14 protein-coding genes are annotated in these 17,537 nt (G+C 64.9%); 10 read left to right on the top strand and 4 right to left on the bottom strand.

All coding sequences use genetic code 11. The features are described 5' to 3' along the window. The first annotated feature begins 31 nt into the window (after nucleotides 1–31). Nucleotides 32–520 (top strand): VOC family protein, encoded by a 489-nt coding sequence (locus tag ACVWW6_RS40315; protein ID WP_011085196.1) that lies wholly within the window; start codon nucleotides 32–34, stop codon nucleotides 518–520. A 139-nt stretch (nucleotides 521–659) separates the two neighbouring features. Here ACVWW6_RS40315 and ACVWW6_RS40310 read toward each other — a convergent pair whose 3' ends face one another. Both ACVWW6_RS40310 and ACVWW6_RS40305 read right to left on the bottom strand, forming a co-directional pair. Beyond that, nucleotides 660–1,802, bottom strand: a complete 1,143-nt coding sequence (locus ACVWW6_RS40310; protein ID WP_038967379.1) for a hypothetical protein — start codon at nucleotides 1,800–1,802, stop codon at nucleotides 660–662. 2 nt (nucleotides 1,803–1,804) lie between these two features. Beyond that, nucleotides 1,805–2,506: a FecR family protein gene (locus ACVWW6_RS40305; protein WP_456682720.1), complete on the bottom strand. Its 702-nt coding sequence runs from the start codon at nucleotides 2,504–2,506 to the stop codon at nucleotides 1,805–1,807. A 51-nt stretch (nucleotides 2,507–2,557) separates the two neighbouring features. On the opposite strand from ACVWW6_RS40305, the gene ACVWW6_RS40300 reads away from it, so the two are divergent. Next, on the top strand, nucleotides 2,558–3,988 hold the full coding sequence (locus ACVWW6_RS40300; protein WP_456682719.1) for a phospholipid carrier-dependent glycosyltransferase: 1,431 nt from the start codon (nucleotides 2,558–2,560) through the stop codon (nucleotides 3,986–3,988). Nucleotides 3,989–4,084: 96 nt separating this feature from the next. Further along, complete coding sequence (locus ACVWW6_RS40295; RefSeq protein ID WP_456682718.1) at nucleotides 4,085–6,034, top strand: PAS domain S-box protein; 1,950 nt, start codon at nucleotides 4,085–4,087, stop codon at nucleotides 6,032–6,034. Nucleotides 6,035–6,205: 171 nt separating this feature from the next. On the opposite strand, the gene ACVWW6_RS40290 is transcribed toward ACVWW6_RS40295, so the two are convergent. After that, entirely contained in the window at nucleotides 6,206–6,847 is a 642-nt protein-coding gene (locus ACVWW6_RS40290) for an OmpA family protein (protein WP_011085204.1), read from the bottom strand. 324 nt (nucleotides 6,848–7,171) lie between these two features. Between ACVWW6_RS40290 and ACVWW6_RS40285 the strand changes: the two genes are divergently transcribed. From ACVWW6_RS40285 to ACVWW6_RS40270, 4 genes are all read left to right on the top strand, one after another. After that, nucleotides 7,172–8,560: a caspase family protein gene (locus tag ACVWW6_RS40285; protein ID WP_456682717.1), complete on the top strand. Its 1,389-nt coding sequence runs from the start codon at nucleotides 7,172–7,174 to the stop codon at nucleotides 8,558–8,560. A gap of 255 nt (nucleotides 8,561–8,815) precedes the next feature. Continuing rightward, nucleotides 8,816–9,061 carry a hypothetical protein gene (locus ACVWW6_RS40280; RefSeq protein WP_028175072.1) on the top strand — a complete coding sequence of 82 codons (246 nt, stop codon included), beginning with the start codon at nucleotides 8,816–8,818 and terminating at the stop codon, nucleotides 9,059–9,061. 121 nt (nucleotides 9,062–9,182) lie between these two features. After that, the gene (locus ACVWW6_RS40275; RefSeq protein WP_038967382.1) at nucleotides 9,183–9,437 is read left to right on the top strand and encodes a hypothetical protein; all 255 of its coding nucleotides are present in this window, start codon (nucleotides 9,183–9,185) and stop codon (nucleotides 9,435–9,437) included. Between the two features lie 115 nt (nucleotides 9,438–9,552). Continuing rightward, entirely contained in the window at nucleotides 9,553–10,713 is a 1,161-nt protein-coding gene (locus ACVWW6_RS40270) for a winged helix-turn-helix domain-containing protein (protein WP_456682716.1), read from the top strand. A gap of 85 nt (nucleotides 10,714–10,798) precedes the next feature. Here ACVWW6_RS40270 and ACVWW6_RS40265 read toward each other — a convergent pair whose 3' ends face one another. Continuing rightward, entirely contained in the window at nucleotides 10,799–11,245 is a 447-nt protein-coding gene (locus ACVWW6_RS40265) for a ribosomal maturation YjgA family protein (RefSeq protein WP_456682715.1), read from the bottom strand. A gap of 80 nt (nucleotides 11,246–11,325) precedes the next feature. Here ACVWW6_RS40265 and ACVWW6_RS40260 point away from each other — a divergent pair, with 80 nt between their 5' ends. The 3 genes from ACVWW6_RS40260 (at nucleotide 11,326) to ACVWW6_RS40250 (ending at nucleotide 17,522) form a co-directional block, all read left to right on the top strand. After that, the gene (locus tag ACVWW6_RS40260) at nucleotides 11,326–12,657 is read left to right on the top strand and encodes an MFS transporter (protein WP_011085208.1); all 1,332 of its coding nucleotides are present in this window, start codon (nucleotides 11,326–11,328) and stop codon (nucleotides 12,655–12,657) included. A gap of 348 nt (nucleotides 12,658–13,005) precedes the next feature. Then, nucleotides 13,006–14,112, top strand: coding sequence for an efflux RND transporter periplasmic adaptor subunit (locus ACVWW6_RS40255; protein WP_011085209.1), 1,107 nt, complete (start codon nucleotides 13,006–13,008; stop codon nucleotides 14,110–14,112). A gap of 272 nt (nucleotides 14,113–14,384) precedes the next feature. Continuing rightward, nucleotides 14,385–17,522 (top strand): efflux RND transporter permease subunit, encoded by a 3,138-nt coding sequence (locus tag ACVWW6_RS40250; RefSeq protein WP_011085210.1) that lies wholly within the window; start codon nucleotides 14,385–14,387, stop codon nucleotides 17,520–17,522. Nucleotides 17,523–17,537: the final 15 nt, after the last annotated feature.

Here is a 17,537-nt window from a genome sequence, read left to right as displayed (position 1 = left end):
AGCATTGAAAACCTGAAGAGGAGCGTTCTCCATGTCCAAGCTCGTGCCCTGCATGTGGTTCAACGGCGATGCCGAGGAAGCCGCGAAGTTCTACGTCTCGCTCGTTCCGAATTCGGAGATCACGCACGTCCAGCGCAACGTTTCGGACGGCCCATCCGGCAAGACAGGCTCCGTGCTCGTCGTCGAGTTCACGGTGGCCGGGCAGCCCCTGGTCGCGCTCAACGGCGGCATGAAGATGGAGTACACCCACGCGATCTCGCTGATGATCCATTGCGACGACCAGGCCCAGGTCGACAGCGTCTGGAACGCCTTCATCGCCCATGGCGGCAAGGAAGAGCAGTGCGGCTGGCTCAGGGATCGCTGGGGCGTGGCCTGGCAGGTCGTGCCGAAGGTGATGTTCGAATTCCTTACGAGCCCCGACAAGGCCGCGGCCGCGCGCGCGATGCAGGCCATGATGAAGATGGTGAAGCTCGACGTCGCCGTGTTGCGTCAGGCGTTCGAGGGCAAGTCGGCGGCGTGACGGCGGCACAGGTGCCGTAGGGTGGGCAAAGGCGCTATTGCGCCGTGCCCACCATCTGTCCCCAGTTGAGAGAGGAGTGGTGGGCACGCTTGCGCTTTGCCCACCCTACGAGACCGGGGCTGCGCGTACCAAGCCGCCGCTAATAATTAATCCTTAGCCCCACGCCGCCGTGGATGGTGTTCCCCACCGGCTGCGGACCCAGCGTGCCGTTCGCAAACAAGTCCACGATCCAGCCCTTCTGCACGCGGAAGCCGAGGCGGCCGCCATATTCGAACCAGCCCTGGTTGCCCATGGTCGGCACCACCATGCCGTCGCCGGTCACGGTGGCGACGATGCCGCTATGGCTGGCGAACGACTGCACCCAGCCGCCGTTGATGTTGGCCTCGATGTTGCTGCCGAAGAGATGCGTCCACTGGCCGCCGATCTTGACCAGGCTGGTGCGGTCGGTGCCGGTCGCGATCGTGGCGTCGAACGGATTGAACGCCACGGCGCTGTCCGAATAACCGGACACGCGCTGCCAGAGCTGCCAGACCTCGATTGAGGCGGCGACCTCGTCGCGCGGCGAGATGCGGCTCATCCAGCCGGCGCGGCCGTAGACGGCGTAGTTGGAGGCGTTGGTGGAGCTCGTGACGCTCACCGGGCCGAGGCTGGTGTTGTAGCTGCGGGTGTAGCGCGCCTTCTCCCACGGCGTCAGGATCGTGCCGATGTCGAAGAACGGGCGCGACGAGCCCCAATCGGTGAAATCATAGCGCAGCGCGAAGGCGCCGATCGGTGCGCTGGTGATGTTGTAGCCACCCTCGCTGTATTGCGTGTAGGCGATGCCGGCGAGCAGCGACAGATTGTTGGTCAGCTCCTTGCGGCCGTGGATGCCGGCCGAGAACGAGCCGGCCGAGCCGAACGCGCTGATGCAGTCGCTGCAATTGACCTGCTCGTTGACGCCGAGCAGCACCGTGCCGAGCACCCGGTTGGTGATCATCTGGTTGAAGCGCTGGTTGGCGAGACCGCCGATCGAGTTGCCGCTGGAGTCAGCGCCGGTCGGCGTCGGGCTCGGCGCGGGATACGGACTCGGCGACGGATACGGGCTCGGTGACGGATACGGGCTCGGGGACGGCGCCGGCGAGGGCGAATATGTCGGTGACGGGGTGGGCGTCGGTTCGCCGCACTCGGACTCGCAGGCCGCCTGCGCAGCCGCTGGACGGGCATCGAACGCGACGAGCGCAAACGCAGCCATTGCGGTCAGCACGCCGGCGAGAATGAAGCGCCTCAGGTGGAGTTTCGCCATCGTCACCGTCCGCACAGCATGCCGTCGTCATGGACGGCGGGCGTGATGGTCGGCGAGGCGTTGGCATATTGGTTGACCGAGCATAGCCCGGCATTCGCGGCGCAGGTCGCGGCAAAGGTCCAGGGCGGCGTGTTGGTCTTGGTGATGCTGACCTTGCCGCCCGTCGAGGTGATGATCGCGGTATCGCCGGGCTGGGTGAGCTGCACGCACTGGAAGCTCGTCGTGCAGACGCTGGCCGCGCCGTCCTGAAGCACGACGACGGAGCGGCCGCGCTGGGACAGGATGTCGAGCGTGGTGCCGCGCACGCCGATGGTCGCGAGCGGCGTCGTGATCTTGTAGGCGGTCTTCTCGGAATGTCCGGTGACGAAGCGGAATGCGCCTGTCGTCATGCGGATCGCGACGTCGCGATAGCTGTGCTCGTCGTTGAAGACGGTGCGGTCGAGCTTCAGCGTGGCGCTGGGACCGAGCGACAGATTGGTGCTGTCGGCCATGACGAAGCGCGCCGCGCTGTCGGCGCCGGTGCGCACGGTCTCGTCGCGCAGCATGCTGTCTCCGACGCTGATCGGCGTCGTGGTCGCGGCGACGCGCACCACCTCGTTCTGGATCACGACGGCTTCGCCGACGCGCGTCTGCGCCTGCGCGCAAGGCGCCGCGCACACTACGGCCGACAACAGAGAGAGGAAAAGCCAGAAACGCAAATTCATTTCGCAACCGATCGATGTGTCCCTGATCGTACCGGATCGCGCGCGCTTGCGATGTGGCGAAATTATCACAAGCGGCGCGGGACATGCGCTATGCTTAGTGACAGTTGCGGCAGAATGCGTTCAATGAAAAGCGTCATCCATAGTTTTCTCCGCGGTGAAGCAGATTTGCCACGCAAAACATCCCCACAAAAGCCGCTTGAATTGCCTGCGGTTCCGAAGATGTCGCGGAGCGCAGTGATTGCTGTCGCAATTTTCCTGATGGCGCATCTGGCGCTGCTGATCGGTCTTACCGCGCCGGAGAAGTTCGTTTTCGACGAGGTGCATTACGTCCCGGCGGCGCGGCAGATGCTTGCGCCAGTGATGTCGCAGCCGATGCTCAATCCGATGCATCCGCCGCTGGCCAAGGAGCTGATCGCCGCGTCGATTGCGACGTTCGGCGATAACGCGCTCGGCTGGCGCTATCCGGCGACCTTGTTCGGCGCGCTTGCGATCGTCGCGATCTATCTGTGCGGCCTCGCGCTGTTTGCCGCGCAAGGGCCCGCGGTCGCCGCGGCGCTGATCGCGGCCTTCAACCAGATGCTCTACGTGCAGGCGCGCATCGCGATGCTCGACATCTTCGCGCTCGGCTTCGGACTGCTCGCGACCGCCGCCTTCATGCATGGCTTTCGCAGGGAACGGCCGCATGCGCTGTTCGCGCTCGCGGGCAGCCTGTTCGGCTGTGCTGCGGCCTGCAAATGGAGCGGCCTGTTTCCGCTCGGCATCTGCATCGTCATCGTCGCGGTGATCCGCCTGATGCAGGGCTGGCGCACGCTGTTCGCCGACGCAAGGCCGGACGATTGGTATCGGCCCGACCTCTGGCCCGACTTCAGGGCGCCGCATGTCGCGCTCTGCTTCGCGGTGCTGCCGGCGATGACATATCTTGCCGCTTTCGTTCCGCTCTATGGATTGTCGCTGCCCGATCTGATCGAGGCGCAGCGCCGGATCTTTGCCGACAACACCACCACTGCGATCGCTGGACACACCTACATGAGCTTGTGGCCATCCTGGCCGCTGCTCGCCCGCCCGGTGTGGTTCCTGTTCGACAAGACGGCGGAGGACAGCGTGTCGGCTATCGTCTTCCTCGGCAACCCGCTGGTGCTGTGGCCGGCGCTGGCCGCGCTCGCGATCGTGCTGCGCGACGTCGTCGTCGCGCGCCGCTGGGACGCGTTCCTGATCGCGGCGTTCTATTTCGGCCCGTGGCTCGCCTGGGCGCTGCTGCCGCGCACGCTGGGTTTCATCTACTATTATCTGCCGGCCGCGACCGCGGCGTCGCTTGCGCTGGTCTATGTGCTGCGCCGGAACGGCCTGCCGCGCTGGCTGCTGTGGGCCTATGTCGGCCTCGCCGCGATCGGATTTGCGATCATGCTGCCGATCTCCGCAGCCTTCATCGGAACGTCGATGCAGGGCTTCAACCGGCTGATGCTGTTCCAGAGCTGGATCTAGTGCCCGCTCGCGTGCATAGGCCCGGTAGAATTCTCTTGCCTGAATCAATCAGCGCGTGTGGACTGGCCGCGATCTTCGGAATCGGAGAGGCGGCAGGTGGGAACGGCGGAGCGCATCGCCAGACCGGATCAATCCAACGCCGACTGGCTGCGCGCCGTCGTCGATACCGCGGTCGACGGCGTGATCCTGATCGACGCCCGCGGAACCATCCTGATGTTCAATCCGGCCTGCGAAGGCCTGTTCGGCTATCCCGCGGACGAGGTGATAGGCCGGAACGTCAAGGTCTTGATGCCGCCGTCCTACCGCGACGCTCATGACGGATACCTGCACAATTATCACACGACCGGCGACCGCAAGATCATCGGTATCGGCCGCGAGGTGGTGGGTCAGCGCAAGGGCGGCTCGACCTTCCTCATGCATCTCTCGGTCGGTGAGACCAAGCGGGCCGGGGAAGAGTCGATCTTCGTCGGCATCATTCACGATCTCACCGGGCGCGAGCGGGTCGAGCGGGAGCTGCGCGAGAGCGCGGCACGGCTGCGCGCGGTCGTCGATACCGCCGTCGATGGCGTAATCCTGATCGATTCCGACGGCATCATCCTGAAGTTCAATCCGGCCTGCGAGAGCCTCTTCAAATATCACGCCGACGAGGTCCTCGGAGAGAACGTTCGGATGTTGATGCCGGAGCCCTACCGCTCCGGGCATGATGGTTATATTCGCAATTTCGTCGCCACCGGCGAGAAGAAGATCATCGGCATCGGCCGCGAGGTGGTGGGCCGGCGCAAGGACGGCTCGACCTTCCCGATTGATCTTTCGGTCGGCGAGGCCAAGCAGGACAGCTCGTCCATCTTCGTCGGCATGATCCATGACCTGACTGACCGCAAGCGTACCGAGGCCCAGCTGATGCAGGCGCAGAAGATGGAGGCGGTCGGGCAGCTCTCCGGCGGCATCGCTCACGATTTCAACAATCTCCTCACGGTGATCGTCGGCAACGCCGAACATCTGGCCGAGCAGTTGGTGGCGCGCGGGGATTTGAGGCGGCTTGCCGACGACATCTGCAGCGCCGGCGAGCGCGGCGCGGAGCTGACGCAGCGCCTGCTCGCCTTCAGCCGCAAGCAGCTGCTGCGGCCGGTGGAGACCGAATGCAGCAAGCTCGTCGAGTCCATGCACAAGCTGCTGCGGCGGACCCTTCGCGAGGATATCGAGATCTCCACGCATTTCGATCCCGCGCTGCGGCAGGCCTTCGCCGATCCGGTGCAGCTCGAATCGGCGATCCTCAACCTCGCGCTCAACGCTCAGGACGCGATGGTATCAGGCGGGCGCCTGACCATCTCGACGGCGAACGCATCGCTCGATGTGGGCGATCACAACACGCATCCCGACGTCGGGCCGGGCGAGTATATCGTGATCGCCGTGACCGACACCGGTTCCGGCATGCCGAAGCGGGTGCTGGAACGGGCGTTCGAGCCCTTCTTCACCACCAAGGAGGTCGGCAAGGGCAGTGGGCTCGGGCTCAGCATGGTCTACGGCTTCGTCAAGCAATCCAACGGCCATGTCACGATCTACAGCGAGCCGGGCCTGGGGACGACCGTGCGGATCTATCTTCCGGCCGTGCTGGCGAAGACGCAGAGCGCGCCGCTGGCGGTCGAGAAGGAGGTGGTGCAGAGCGGCTCCGAAACCGTGCTGGTGGTCGAGGACGATCCGTTCGTCCGCTCCTATGCGGTGATGAGCCTGGAGAGCCTGGGCTACAGGGTGATCTCCGCGGTCGACGGCAAGGAGGCGCTCCAGACGCTCGCCGCAGCGCCGCACATCGACCTGCTGTTCACCGATGTCGTGATGCCCGGAGGCGTGAACGGCTGGGAGCTTGCAGGGCTCGCGCGCAAGGCAAGGCCCGAGATGCGCGTGCTGCTGACGTCGGGTTACGCCCTCGAAACACTGGCGGCGAACGGTCACGTCCAGCAGGGCGCCCCGATCCTTGAAAAGCCTTACCGCAAGGCGGAGCTTGCGCGCTTGGTGCGGGAGGCACTCGCCGCAGCGGTGCCGGTCTGAGCCGGGGTCCGCCTGCCGCGCGGGCGGCGGGCGGTGGGTCGGCACGACAGCGCGATGAGATTGAAATGAATCGTCATCGCGCTGTAGTTCATTGTCTGAGCATGGTCTTTTCGGAAAGCCGCTGCGCACTTTGCGCTAGCGCGGCCCTCCGGGTCCGGATCATGCTCTAGATCATTTCGACGCGGTCTTGGTGTCCATGTTGACGACCTGAACGCGGCGGTTGATCGGGTCGGCGCCGTTGGCGGTATCCTTCAGCTTGGTCTTGCCGTAGCCGACGGTGACGAGATCGGTGCCGTTGAGGCCGTAGTTCTGCACCAGGTACTTCTTGATGGTGTCGGCCCGACGTTCGGAGAGCCCTTGGTTGTACTCTTCGCCGCCGATCGCGTCGGTGTGTCCGGCGACCACGAAGGTCGAGCCCTTCAGCGCCGGGTCGGAGAGCGCCTTGCCGAGCGCCTGCACTGACGGCACCGACGTCTTGGCGATGTCGGCCGAGTTGTAGTCGAACTGGATCTCCAGATCGATCTTCGGCTTGGTCGCAGCCAACTCGGCGATCTGCTCGCGTTCGCCGGTCGAGAGCGACCGGGTCGAGCGGTTGCGCACGGTGTTCAGGAACGTCGCTTCCTTGGCCTGCACCGCCGGATCGGCCTGCGGACCGGCGGACAGACCGCGGGTCACCGGCTTCGGCTTCAACGCATCCAGGATCTTGTCGGAAGAGATGTTGTTGTCGCCGGCCAGTGCCAAGCCCGCCGTCATTGACAGCGCGGCCGTGAGCGTAATCGCCTTCAGTGCAAAAAACTTATCAAAACGGGTCATTGTGGTATCCTCGCTGTTACGCCTGATGACGATTTGATGCTGCGAGCATAGGGCAGGTTCAAAGCCCCCGATGTGATCCTGGTCACGGTGGCTGCAGGAGCCTGCGGGCTCATCCTAGCGCACTTTGCGCCGTTTCGGAGTGCGCGACCGGGCTGCTTTGCTTCCGGAGGGAAGGTCAGGCTCGGCAGGCCAGCAATTATCGTCGCGTCTTCTTTGAGGCCGGTTCGATCCTTCACGACCCAAACGTGATCTAAATCACATTTCTCTTCCGTGGAAGAGATCACACTGGGGGCGTCGGTGGTTCTTGATCTCTGGAGAAAGACCATGCGTTTCCTGATCGCGGCAGTGTCCTTCGCAGCCTTCGTCTTCAGCGGTAACGCGGCGTTCGCCGACAAGCGCGTTGCCTTCGTGGTCGGCAACGCCGCCTACAAGAATGTCCCACAGCTTCCAAACCCCGCGATCGACGCCAGGTCGATGGCACGGGTGCTGCGCAATGTCGGCTTCGACGTGGTCGAGGGTAGTAACCTCAGCCGCGACGCCATGACGGCGAAGCTGCTCGAGTTCGGCAAGAAGAGCGAAGGCGCCGATGTGGCGCTTTTCTTTTATGCCGGCCACGGCATCGCTGTGAACGGCACCAATTACCTGCTGCCTGTCGACGCCGACCTCAAATCCGAGATGAACGTCAAGCTGGGCGCTGCCATCAACGTCGATCTGACGCTGGAGCAGACCATGGCGGATGCCAAGGTGAAGCTGGTGTTCCTCGATGCCTGCCGCGACAATCCCTTCGCCGCAAAGATCCGCTCGGCCAGGGCGACGCGGTCGGTCAATGTCGCGAGCGGCCTTGCCGAGATGAAGTCGGGCGAGGGCACGCTGATCGCGTTCGCAACCGGCCCCGGCCAGACCGCGCTCGACGGCGAAGCCGGCACCAACAGCCCGTTCACCCGCGCGCTTCTCGCCAATATCGCCCAGCCCGGCATCGAGATCCAGCAAGCGATGACCAGGGTCCGGGCCCAGGTCAACGACGAGACCAACAAGGCGCAGCTGCCTTGGGGCCACACCAATCTCACCGGCACGGTCTATCTCAATCCGGCGGCCATGGCAGCGCCCGATGCCGCAGCGTCGGCATCCGTCGTCGCGCAGGCCGGCGAGGTCGAGCTCGAGTTCTGGCGCTCGATCAAGGACACCAACAAGGTCGAGGAGCTCAACGCCTACCTCACCAACTATCCGAACGGCACCTTCAAGCCGCTGGCGCTCGCCCGCATTGCCGCGCTCCAGGACGGCCCCTCGACGACGACGCGCAACCTCACTGCCGGCGTCGATCCCGCGACCTTCACGGATACGGCCGACCAGGTCTCCGAAGACCAGATCGGTCTCGACAAGAACCAGCGCCGCGACGTGCAGCGCCGCCTCACCGGCCTCGGCTTCGACGTCAGGGCGACCGGCAAGTTCGACGAGGAGACCCGCACCGTGATCAAGCGCTGGCAGGCGGCGCGCGGCTATCCCACGACCGGCTATCTCAACAAGCTTCAGCACAAGGCGATGCAGTCCGAGATCGTCTCTGCCCGCGTTACCGCCTCCGACGAGTCCGAGGACGAACTCGCCCGTCGCCGCGCGTCCGGTGGTGGCGGCCGCCGTGCTCACGGCGGTGGCGGTGGCATGGGCGGGCCGGGCGGCTTGTTCGGCCACATGATGGGCGGCCTGTTCCGGCGGTAGTTCGGCGAACGGCGATGCGTGAAGGCAGCTCGATCCCGGGCCGCTTCCGCTTTGGAAACCCTTGCACACCGATGGCCGCAAAGCCGTCTCCGCAGGGCCCGCTCGCGAACAAGAAATCGGCCAGATGCAAGCCTAGCAGAGTTCTTCGCCATCAACCGCAGACGAAGGGGAGCCGAGTTCCATCCAGTGCCGAGGCCGAGTGATTATCAGTCCTATCGCAGCGGCCCGCCGGATCGGTCTGTGTCCCTGAGCTCCATGCCCATCTATATCGGCGCGGCGATGATCGCGGTGGCGATCCTGCTGTCGACCCTGATCACGGGCCTGACCTCCCGGTATGTCGGCCTCGACGGGCCGAACGACGAGAACATGTGGCTGGTCGACCGTCTCACCGGCAACGTCTACCGCTGCCAGGCGGAGGGGCGCGGCAAGGCCTCGTGCGAGCCCGATATCGCCACCGGTAGCCTCAGCGATCGGCCCAGAGCGCCGAAAGACGGCCGTTGAGGCCCTTCGTCTTCGCAGCGCAGCAAGAAAATTGTCTTCGCCGCGAAACGTCCGCGCGAGAGAATACGTAATTGCGAAGGCCGGCATGACGCCGGTTTCGTTTTACGGAGGAGACTTTTCCATGAAGATGTTGCTCACGACCGCAGCTTTTGTCGCGTTCACTCTTTCGTTGTCTCCCGCCTCCGCCGCCATGATGGCGTGCACCGGCGAGAACATGATGAAATCGACGGCCATGATGATGGGCACCGCCGACACGCCGGCCAAGATGGCGGCCAACAAGGAAATGGCCATGGCCAACACCGACATGAGCAACGGCAAGATGAAGAGCGGCTGCATGCATTACATGAAGTCGCAGAAGGCCATGATGGCGAAGTAGGCCTCGTTCATGCCGAACGGCCGCGCTGTCAGCAGATGGCAGCGCGGCATTTTCTTTTGTTGCTCCTGGTCCGCTGCTTTCTCCCGGTGCGAATCCCGCTAAATTGCTTCCTGCAATGTCACGCGCGCCGATCCCACTCACCACGACACAGGCCCGGCAGATCTGGCTGCACGCCCAGCGGCTTGATGAGCGCACCCCCTTCGGCGAGGGTGCGCAGGCCGTTGCGGATGCGACCGCTCATCTCGGCTACGTGCAGATCGACACCATCAACGTCATCGAGCGCTGCCACCACCACATCCTGTTCAGCCGCATTCCGTCCTACCGCCGCGCCGATCTGCGCCAGGCCCAGAGCGTCGACAGGAGCGTGTTCGAATACTGGACCCATGCGCTGTCCTACATCCCCTCGAACGATTTCCGCTTCTTCCTGCCGGCGATGCGCGAGCACCGGCGCGAAGGGCACAAATGGTTCGCCTCGGTGAAGCCGGCCGACACGCGCAAGGTGATGCGGCTGGTGCGCGCCGGGCCGCTGACGATCCGCGACATCGAGGACGACGTGCTCACCGAGAAGGAGCACCTGTGGCAGAGCCGCAAGCCCTCGAAGCGCGCGTTGCAGCTTGCCTTCTACACCGGCACCGTGACCATCAGCGAGCGCCAGGGCATGCTCAAGACCTACGAGCTGATGACGCGCCATTTCGGCTGGGACAAGCTGCCGAAGCCGGCATCGGCAAAGGACATCACGGCCTATCTGCTCGATCGTGCGCTGCGGTCGCAGGGCGTGGTGAGTCTCGATTCGGTCTGCCATCTCGACGCGCCGAGCAAGAAGGCGGTCGCGCGCCTGATTGCCGCGCGCGTCCGTCGCGGCGAGCTCGTCCCTGTCGCGATCGACGGCGCCGGCAAGCAGGAGCATTGGGCGGCGCCCGCGGTGCTGGAGGCCGGCGGTGAGGGGCCATCGCCCGATCTCGTCCACATCCTCTCGCCGTTCGATCCCCTGATCATCCAGCGCAAGCGCACCAGTCTCATTTTCGGCTACAACCATCTGTTCGAGGCCTATGTGCCGAAGGCCAAGCGCAAGCTCGGCTATTTCGCGCTTCCGGTGCTGGTCGGCGACGAGATCGTCGCCGCGCTCGATCTCAAGACCGACCGGCAGGCGAAGAAGCTCTTGATGCAGAAATGGACCTGGGTCGGGGAGGGGAGGAAGACCGCGGGGCGCAAGGAGCTCAAGCGTGTGATCGAGGAAGAGCTCGATCGCTTCGAGCGGTTTCAGCTGGCGGAGTAGGCTTCGTACGACGGCAGTCTCGTAGGGGGCAAAGCGAAGCGTGCCCACCACCGGCGCTACCTGAAGGAAAATGGTGGGCACGGCGCTAGGGCGCCTTTGCCCACCCTACGAAAGCACGCCTCTCAACGAGCCGATCGATCCAGACGCCGAACGCAATCCCAGCTGCGTAGGCGACCAGATTCCACAGCGAGAACATGCGTCCGAGCAGCAGCGCGCCGGCGGTGGTCAGCCGGAACGCATCGAGCCACGGCGTGTGCACCAGCCGGGAAAATTCGACGACCACCGCGATCGCCGCCGCGATGGCTGCAAGCTGCATCCGCGACAGCCGCGGCAGCAAAACCCCGACCAGCAAGAACACCATCGTGGCCCACAACAGCGAGCCGCCATACTTCACGACGAAGGCGGGAAGGCCGAGCGGGAAGCCGTACCAGCGCAGGGACAGTCCGCAGGCGATCACGACCAGCGCCAGCCCGGCCCGGACCAGGGATGTCCGAAGCGGCGCAACCGGTTTGACCGGTTGCGCCCCATGCATTGCTTGCTCCATTGACTCTTTCGCGGCGATGCTCAAAACCCCGGATCAGCCCATAAAAGCAACAACCCCGGGGGGAAGCCATGAGCCAGACCACGACCTATGCCGGTTCCGCCGGCACAGCCAAGACGGAAATCGAGACCTCGACCATCCGCGCCATCTCCTGGCGCCTGATCCCGTTCCTGGTGCTGGCCTACTTCTTCTCCTATCTCGACCGCGTCAATCTCGGCTTCGCCGCGCTGACCATGAACGCGGAGCTGAAATTCACGCCGCTGATCTTCTCCTGGGGCGCCGGCATCTTCTTCATCGGCTATTTCATCTTCGAGGTGCCGAGCAATCTGGCGCTGGAGAAGTTCGGCGCCAGCCGCTGGATCGCCCGCATCATGGTGACCTGGGGCATCATCTCGGCGCTGATGGCGATGGTCAGCGGCGTGACGAGCTTCTACGTCCTGCGCTTCCTGCTCGGCGTCGCCGAAGCCGGGTTCTTCCCCGGCATCATCCTCTATCTCACCTATTGGTATCCGGCCGAGTATCGTGCCCGCTTCCTCGCGGCCTTCGCCATCGCCGTCCCGGTCTCGACCGTGATCGGTGCGCCGGTCTCGGGCCTCTTGCTCGGGCTCGACGGCGTGATGGGGCTGAAGGGCTGGCAGTGGCTCTTCATCATCGAAGGCATCCCCTCGGTGCTGCTCGGCATCGTCACCTGGTTCTACCTCACCGACAGGCCGGAGAAGGCGGATTGGCTCTCGGCCGAGCAGAAGGCCTGGCTCAAGGCGAAGCTCGATTCCGAAATCGCCGCCAAGCAGGCGGTGAAGCATCTGTCGCTCGGCGAAGCGCTGTCCTCGCCCAAGGTGATCGCGCTCAGCCTGATCTATTTCGGCTTCGTCGGCGCGCTCTACGGCATGCAGTTCTGGCTGCCGCAGATCGTGAAAGCGTTCGGTCTCACCAATGCCCAAACCGGCTTCGTCACCGCGATCCCGTATTTGTTCGGCACCGTCGCGATGATCCTGTGGGCGCGGCATTCCGATGCGACGCGCGAGCGCGTGATGCATGTCGGCGCGCCGCTGCTGCTCACCGCGGTCGCGCTCGGCGTCTCCTCCTATCTCACCGACCCCACCCTGACGATGGTGGTGCTGACGGTGGCCGCGATCGGCGTGTTCTGCTGCTTCGGCGTGTTCTGGACGCTGCCGACCGCCTGGCTCTCCGGCACGGCCGCGGCCGGCGGCATCGCCCTGATCAACTCGATCGGCAACCTCGCCGGCTTCGGCGGGCCGTATTTGATCGGCTGGGTCAAGGAAGCCACCGGCCAGACCTCGACCGGCCTGCTGGTGCTCGCGGTGCTGCCGCTGCTCGCCGGCATTTTGGTGTTTGTCGGCGGCCACGACAGCAAGCACGAGTTCGCCGGGCAGGGGCGGTAAAGCACCACTCACGACTGCGCAGCCTGGATGGAGCAAAGCGAAATCCGGGACCACGCGCACGATGCTCCAAAGGCCCCGGATTGCGCTGCGCCCCATCCGGGCTGCGAGCTGTCTCCTCCAACGTCGCCCTGGCGCAAGCCAGGGCCCATACTCCGCGGCTCCTCTTGGGCACGCGGGGAGACGGCCTCTTCCAGCAACCGAGTTCAGGGGTAATGGGCCCTGGCTTTCGCCAAGGCGACAGGGATCGCCACCCCTTAACGATCACGCTTTCCTGATGACTGACGATTATTGACTTTTATCAGTGATTAGTCGACATTCCTCTCATTGCAGTCGCAGGAGTGTCCTCCGATGTTCGTCCGGTCAGTTTTATCCAGCTATTCCAAGCTCTTGGCGGGTGTGTCGCTGGCCCTGATGGCCGCGGCGCTGGCCGGGTGCAATGACACCGTCGCCGAGAAGGCCGAGCCTCCACGGCCGGTCCTGGTCGCGACTGCGCATTATGATGCAGAGACCCCGGAGCGCAGCTTCGTCGGGACCGTCAGGCCCCGGATCGAGAGTGATCTCGGCTTCCGTGTCGCCGGCAAGGTCGCCAAGCGCCTCGTGGAGGTCGGCCAGACCGTCGAAATCGGCCAGCCGCTCGCCACCCTCGACGAGGTCGACCTCAAGCTCCAGGCCGAGCAGTCCGTGGCCGAGCAGACCGCGGCGACCGGCGTGCTGGCCCAGGCCGCCGCCGCCGAGCAGCGCGCCAAGGATCTGAAGGCCAAGGGCTGGACCACGGACGCGCAGATGGATTCGAGCCGCGCCGCCGCCGATGAGGCCCGCGCACGGTTGAACCGGGCCGAGCGCTCGGTCGAGCTGACCAAGAATTCCCTTTCCTACGCGACGCTCAACGCCGACGCCCGTGGCGTCGTCACCGCAACGCTGATCGAGCCCGGCCAGGTGGTTGCCGCAGGCCAGGCTTCGATCCGTGTCGCCCGCTTTGCCGAGAAGGAAGCGGTCGTCGCGATCCCTGAGACGCTGGTCGGACGTGCCAAGTCGGGCGCCGCCAGCGTCACTCTTTGGTCGGAGCCGGGCAAGAAATATACGGCCAAGCTGCGCGAGATCGCGCCCACCGCGGATACCGCCACGCGCACCTATCTCGCAAAGTTCTCGCTGCCCGAGGCCGACGACAAGGTTTCGCTCGGCATGACCGCGACGCTGACGCTGTCGGACGCCGCCACCGAGCGCGTCGCGCGGCTGCCGCTGTCGGCGCTGTTCAACGAAGGCGGCAAGCCCTCCTTCTACGTCGTCGACGACAACGGCGCGGTGACGCTGAAGCCGGTGGTGGTGAAGTCCTACGAGAGCAACGACGTCATCATCACCAGCGGTGTCGAAGAGGGCGCCAGGATCGTCGCTCTCGGCGTGCAGAAGCTCGATCCGGGCCAGAGGGTGCGGGTCGTCTCGTCACTGTCTTTCTAGGGGCGCCCCGAAGGGCGAACTCTATGGTGCGCAATTGCGCACCTGAGAATCTCGAGATTCCGGGTCTGGTCCTTCGGACCATCCCGGAATGACAAGAGAAGTCGAGTTTCGTCGTGTGAGGTGAGTTTCGGCCCAAGCGCAAATGCTGGGGCTGAAGCGGCGAAGCGATCCAGAACCTGCCCAGCCCCCTGGATTGCTTCGCTGCCTCGCGACGACGGGTTGAACTGGGTGGCTGTCGTTTTTGCAACTGGATCGTCTTTTCGGAGAGAGCGATGAAGCGCTTCAACCTTTCGGCCTGGGCCGTCAGCCATCCGACGCTGGTCCTGTTCCTGATGCTCGTGCTCGGCGTCGCCGGCTTCTTCTCCTATCAGAAGCTCGGCCGCGCCGAGGATCCGTTCTTCACGGTGAAGGTGGTCAACGTCTCCGTGATCTGGCCGGGCGCGACCGCGCAGGAGATGCAGACCCAGGTCGCCGATCCCATCGAGAAGAAGATCCAGGAGCTGCCCTATTTCGAGAAGGTGCAGACCTATTCCAAGCCGGCCTTCACCGCGCTCCAGGTCACCTTCCGCGACTCGACGCCGCCGAAGGACGTGCCGTACCTCTTCTATCTGCTGCGCAAGAAGCTTGTTGACGTGCAGGGCCAGCTGCCCGCCGGCATCCTCGGACCCGTCGTCAACGACGAGTTCTCCGACGTCGATTCGATCCTCTACATGATGACCGGCGACGGCGCCGACTATGCCCAGCTCAAGAAGGTGTCCGAAGGCTTCCGTCAGCGCCTCCTGAAGGTGCCGGGCGTGACCAAGGTCGACGTCTACGGCAATCAGGACGAGCGCATCTTCGTCGAGTTCAGCCACGCCAAGCTCGCCACCCTCGGCATCACGCCGCAGGCGCTGTTCGACTCGCTTGCCAAGCAGAACAACGTGACCCCGGCCGGCACGGTCGAGACCTCCTCGCAGCGCGTGCCGCTGCGCGTCACCGGCGCGCTCGACGGCGCCAAGGCCGTGGCCGAGACCCCGGTCGAGAGCAACGGTCGCGTCTTCCGCCTGGGGGATATCGCCACCGTCACGCACGGCTATGTCGATCCGCCGAGCTTCGTCGTGCGCCAGGAAGGCAAGGCCGCGATCGGCATCGGCGTCGTCACCGCCAAGGGCGCCAACATCCTCGATCTCGGCAAGGAGGTCGAGAAGGCCACGGCCGAGTTCATGAAGGCGGTGCCGCAGGGCATCGATGTCAAGCTGATCGCAGACCAGCCCAAGGTGGTCGAGCACGCCGTCGGCGAGTTCGTGCACTCCTTCATGGAGGCGCTCGTCATCGTGCTGTTCGTCTCGTTCCTGGCGCTCGGCTGGCGTACCGGCATCGTGGTCGCGCTCTCCGTGCCGCTGGTGCTCGGCATCGTCTTCATCGTCATGAACACGATGTCGCTCGACCTGCACCGCATCACGCTCGGCGCTCTGATCATCGCGCTCGGCCTGCTCGTCGACGACGCCATCATCGCGGTCGAGATGATGGTGGTGAAGATGGAGCAGGGCTGGGACCGTATGCGGGCGGCATCCTTTGCCTGGGAATCCACTGCGTTTCCGATGCTCACGGGAACGCTGGTCACGGCCGCTGGCTTCCTCCCCATCGGCTTTGCCAATTCCGCGGTCGGCGAATATGCCGGCAGCATCTTCTGGATCGTGGCGATCTCGCTGGTCGCCTCCTGGTTCGTGGCGGTGATCTTCACGCCCTATATCGGCGTCAAGCTGCTGCCCAACATCAAGGTGCACCACAACCACGATCCGCACGCGGTCTATGAGACCCGCATGTATCGCGGCCTGCGCGCCGTCGTGCAGTGGTGCGTCAATCACCGCATCACGGTGGTGGTCGCGACCGTCGGCGTCTTCGTCGCCTCGATCGTCGGCTTCGGCCATGTCCAGCAGCAGTTCTTCCCGCTGTCGGAGCGGCCCGAGCTGTTCCTCCAGCTGCGCCTGCCGGAAGGCACGGCCTTCAACGTCACCGAGAAGGCGGTGAAGAAGGCCGAGACGCTGCTCAAGGACGACCAGGACATCGAGACCTATACCGCCTATGTCGGCCAGGGCTCGCCCCGATTCTGGCTCGGCCTCAACCCGCAGCTGCCGAACGAGGCCTTCGCCGAGATCGTCATCGTCGCCAAGGGCGTCGAGGCGCGCGAGCGCATCAAGGCCAAGATCGAAAATGCGGCTGCCGAAGGTTTTCTGTCCGAGGCGCGCGTCCGCGTCGACCGCTTCAACTTCGGTCCGCCGGTCGGCTTCCCCGTGCAGTTCCGCGTGATCGGTCCCGATGCCAACAAGGTGCGCGAGATCGCCTACCAGGTCCGCGACGTCATGCGCGAGAACAAGAGCGTCAAGGATGTCCAGCTCGACTGGAACGAGCAGTCGCCCTACCTCAAGCTCGTCGTCGACCAGGACCGCGCCCGCGCCATGGGCCTGACCCCGCAGGACGTGTCGCAGGCGCTCGCAATGCTGATCTCGGGCTCGCAGGTCACGACCGTGCGCGACGGCATCGAGAAGGTCGGCGTGGTCGCCCGTGCGGTCCCGTCCGAGCGCCTCGACCTCGGCGGCGTCGGCGACCTCACCATCACCTCGCGCAATGGCGTTGCCGTGCCGCTGCAGCAGATTGCCAAGATCGAGTACTCCCACGAGGAGCCGATCATGTGGCGGCGCAACCGCGACATGGCGATCACCGTGCGCTCCGATGTCGTCGACGGCGTGCAGGCGCCCGACGTCACCAACCAGATCACACCGAAGCTGAAGGCGATCAAGGATCATCTCGAGCCGGCCTACCGCATCGAGCCGGGCGGCGCGTTCGAGGAATCCGCCAAGGGCAACGCCTCGATCTTCATCCTCTTCCCGGTGATGGTCATGGTGATGTTGACGCTCTTGATGATCCAGCTTCAGAGCTTCTCGCGCCTGATCCTGGTGTTCCTGACCGCGCCGCTCGGCATCGTCGGCGCGTCCCTCGGCCTCAACGTCGCCAACGCCCCGTTCGGCTTCGTGGCGCTGCTCGGCCTGATCGCGCTCGCCGGCATGATCATGCGCAACGCGGTCATCCTGGTCGACCAGATCGAGACCGACGTTTCTCATGGCTTGACGCGCCGGGAGGCGATCGTGGAGGCGACCGTCCGCCGGGCCCGTCCGGTGGTGCTGACGGCGCTGGCCGCCATCCTCGCCATGATCCCGCTGTCGCGCTCGGCGTTCTGGGGCCCGATGGCGATCACCATCATGGGTGGCCTGTTCGTGGCGACCTTCCTCACACTCCTGTACCTGCCGGGCCTCTATGCCCTGTGGTTCAGGAAGAGCCTGGACGAGGCCGGCACCCCCGAGCAGCCTGCCGCGCCGCAGCATGGGAGCGATGACCCGCACGCAATTCCGCTTGCTGAAGCGGCTGAATAAGTGAGAAGAAGTGCT

This window comes from Bradyrhizobium sp. USDA 3311 (assembly GCF_054062495.1).
Note: the sequence above shows the minus strand (reverse complement) of the source record. Positions and strands in the feature narration are given on the sequence as shown.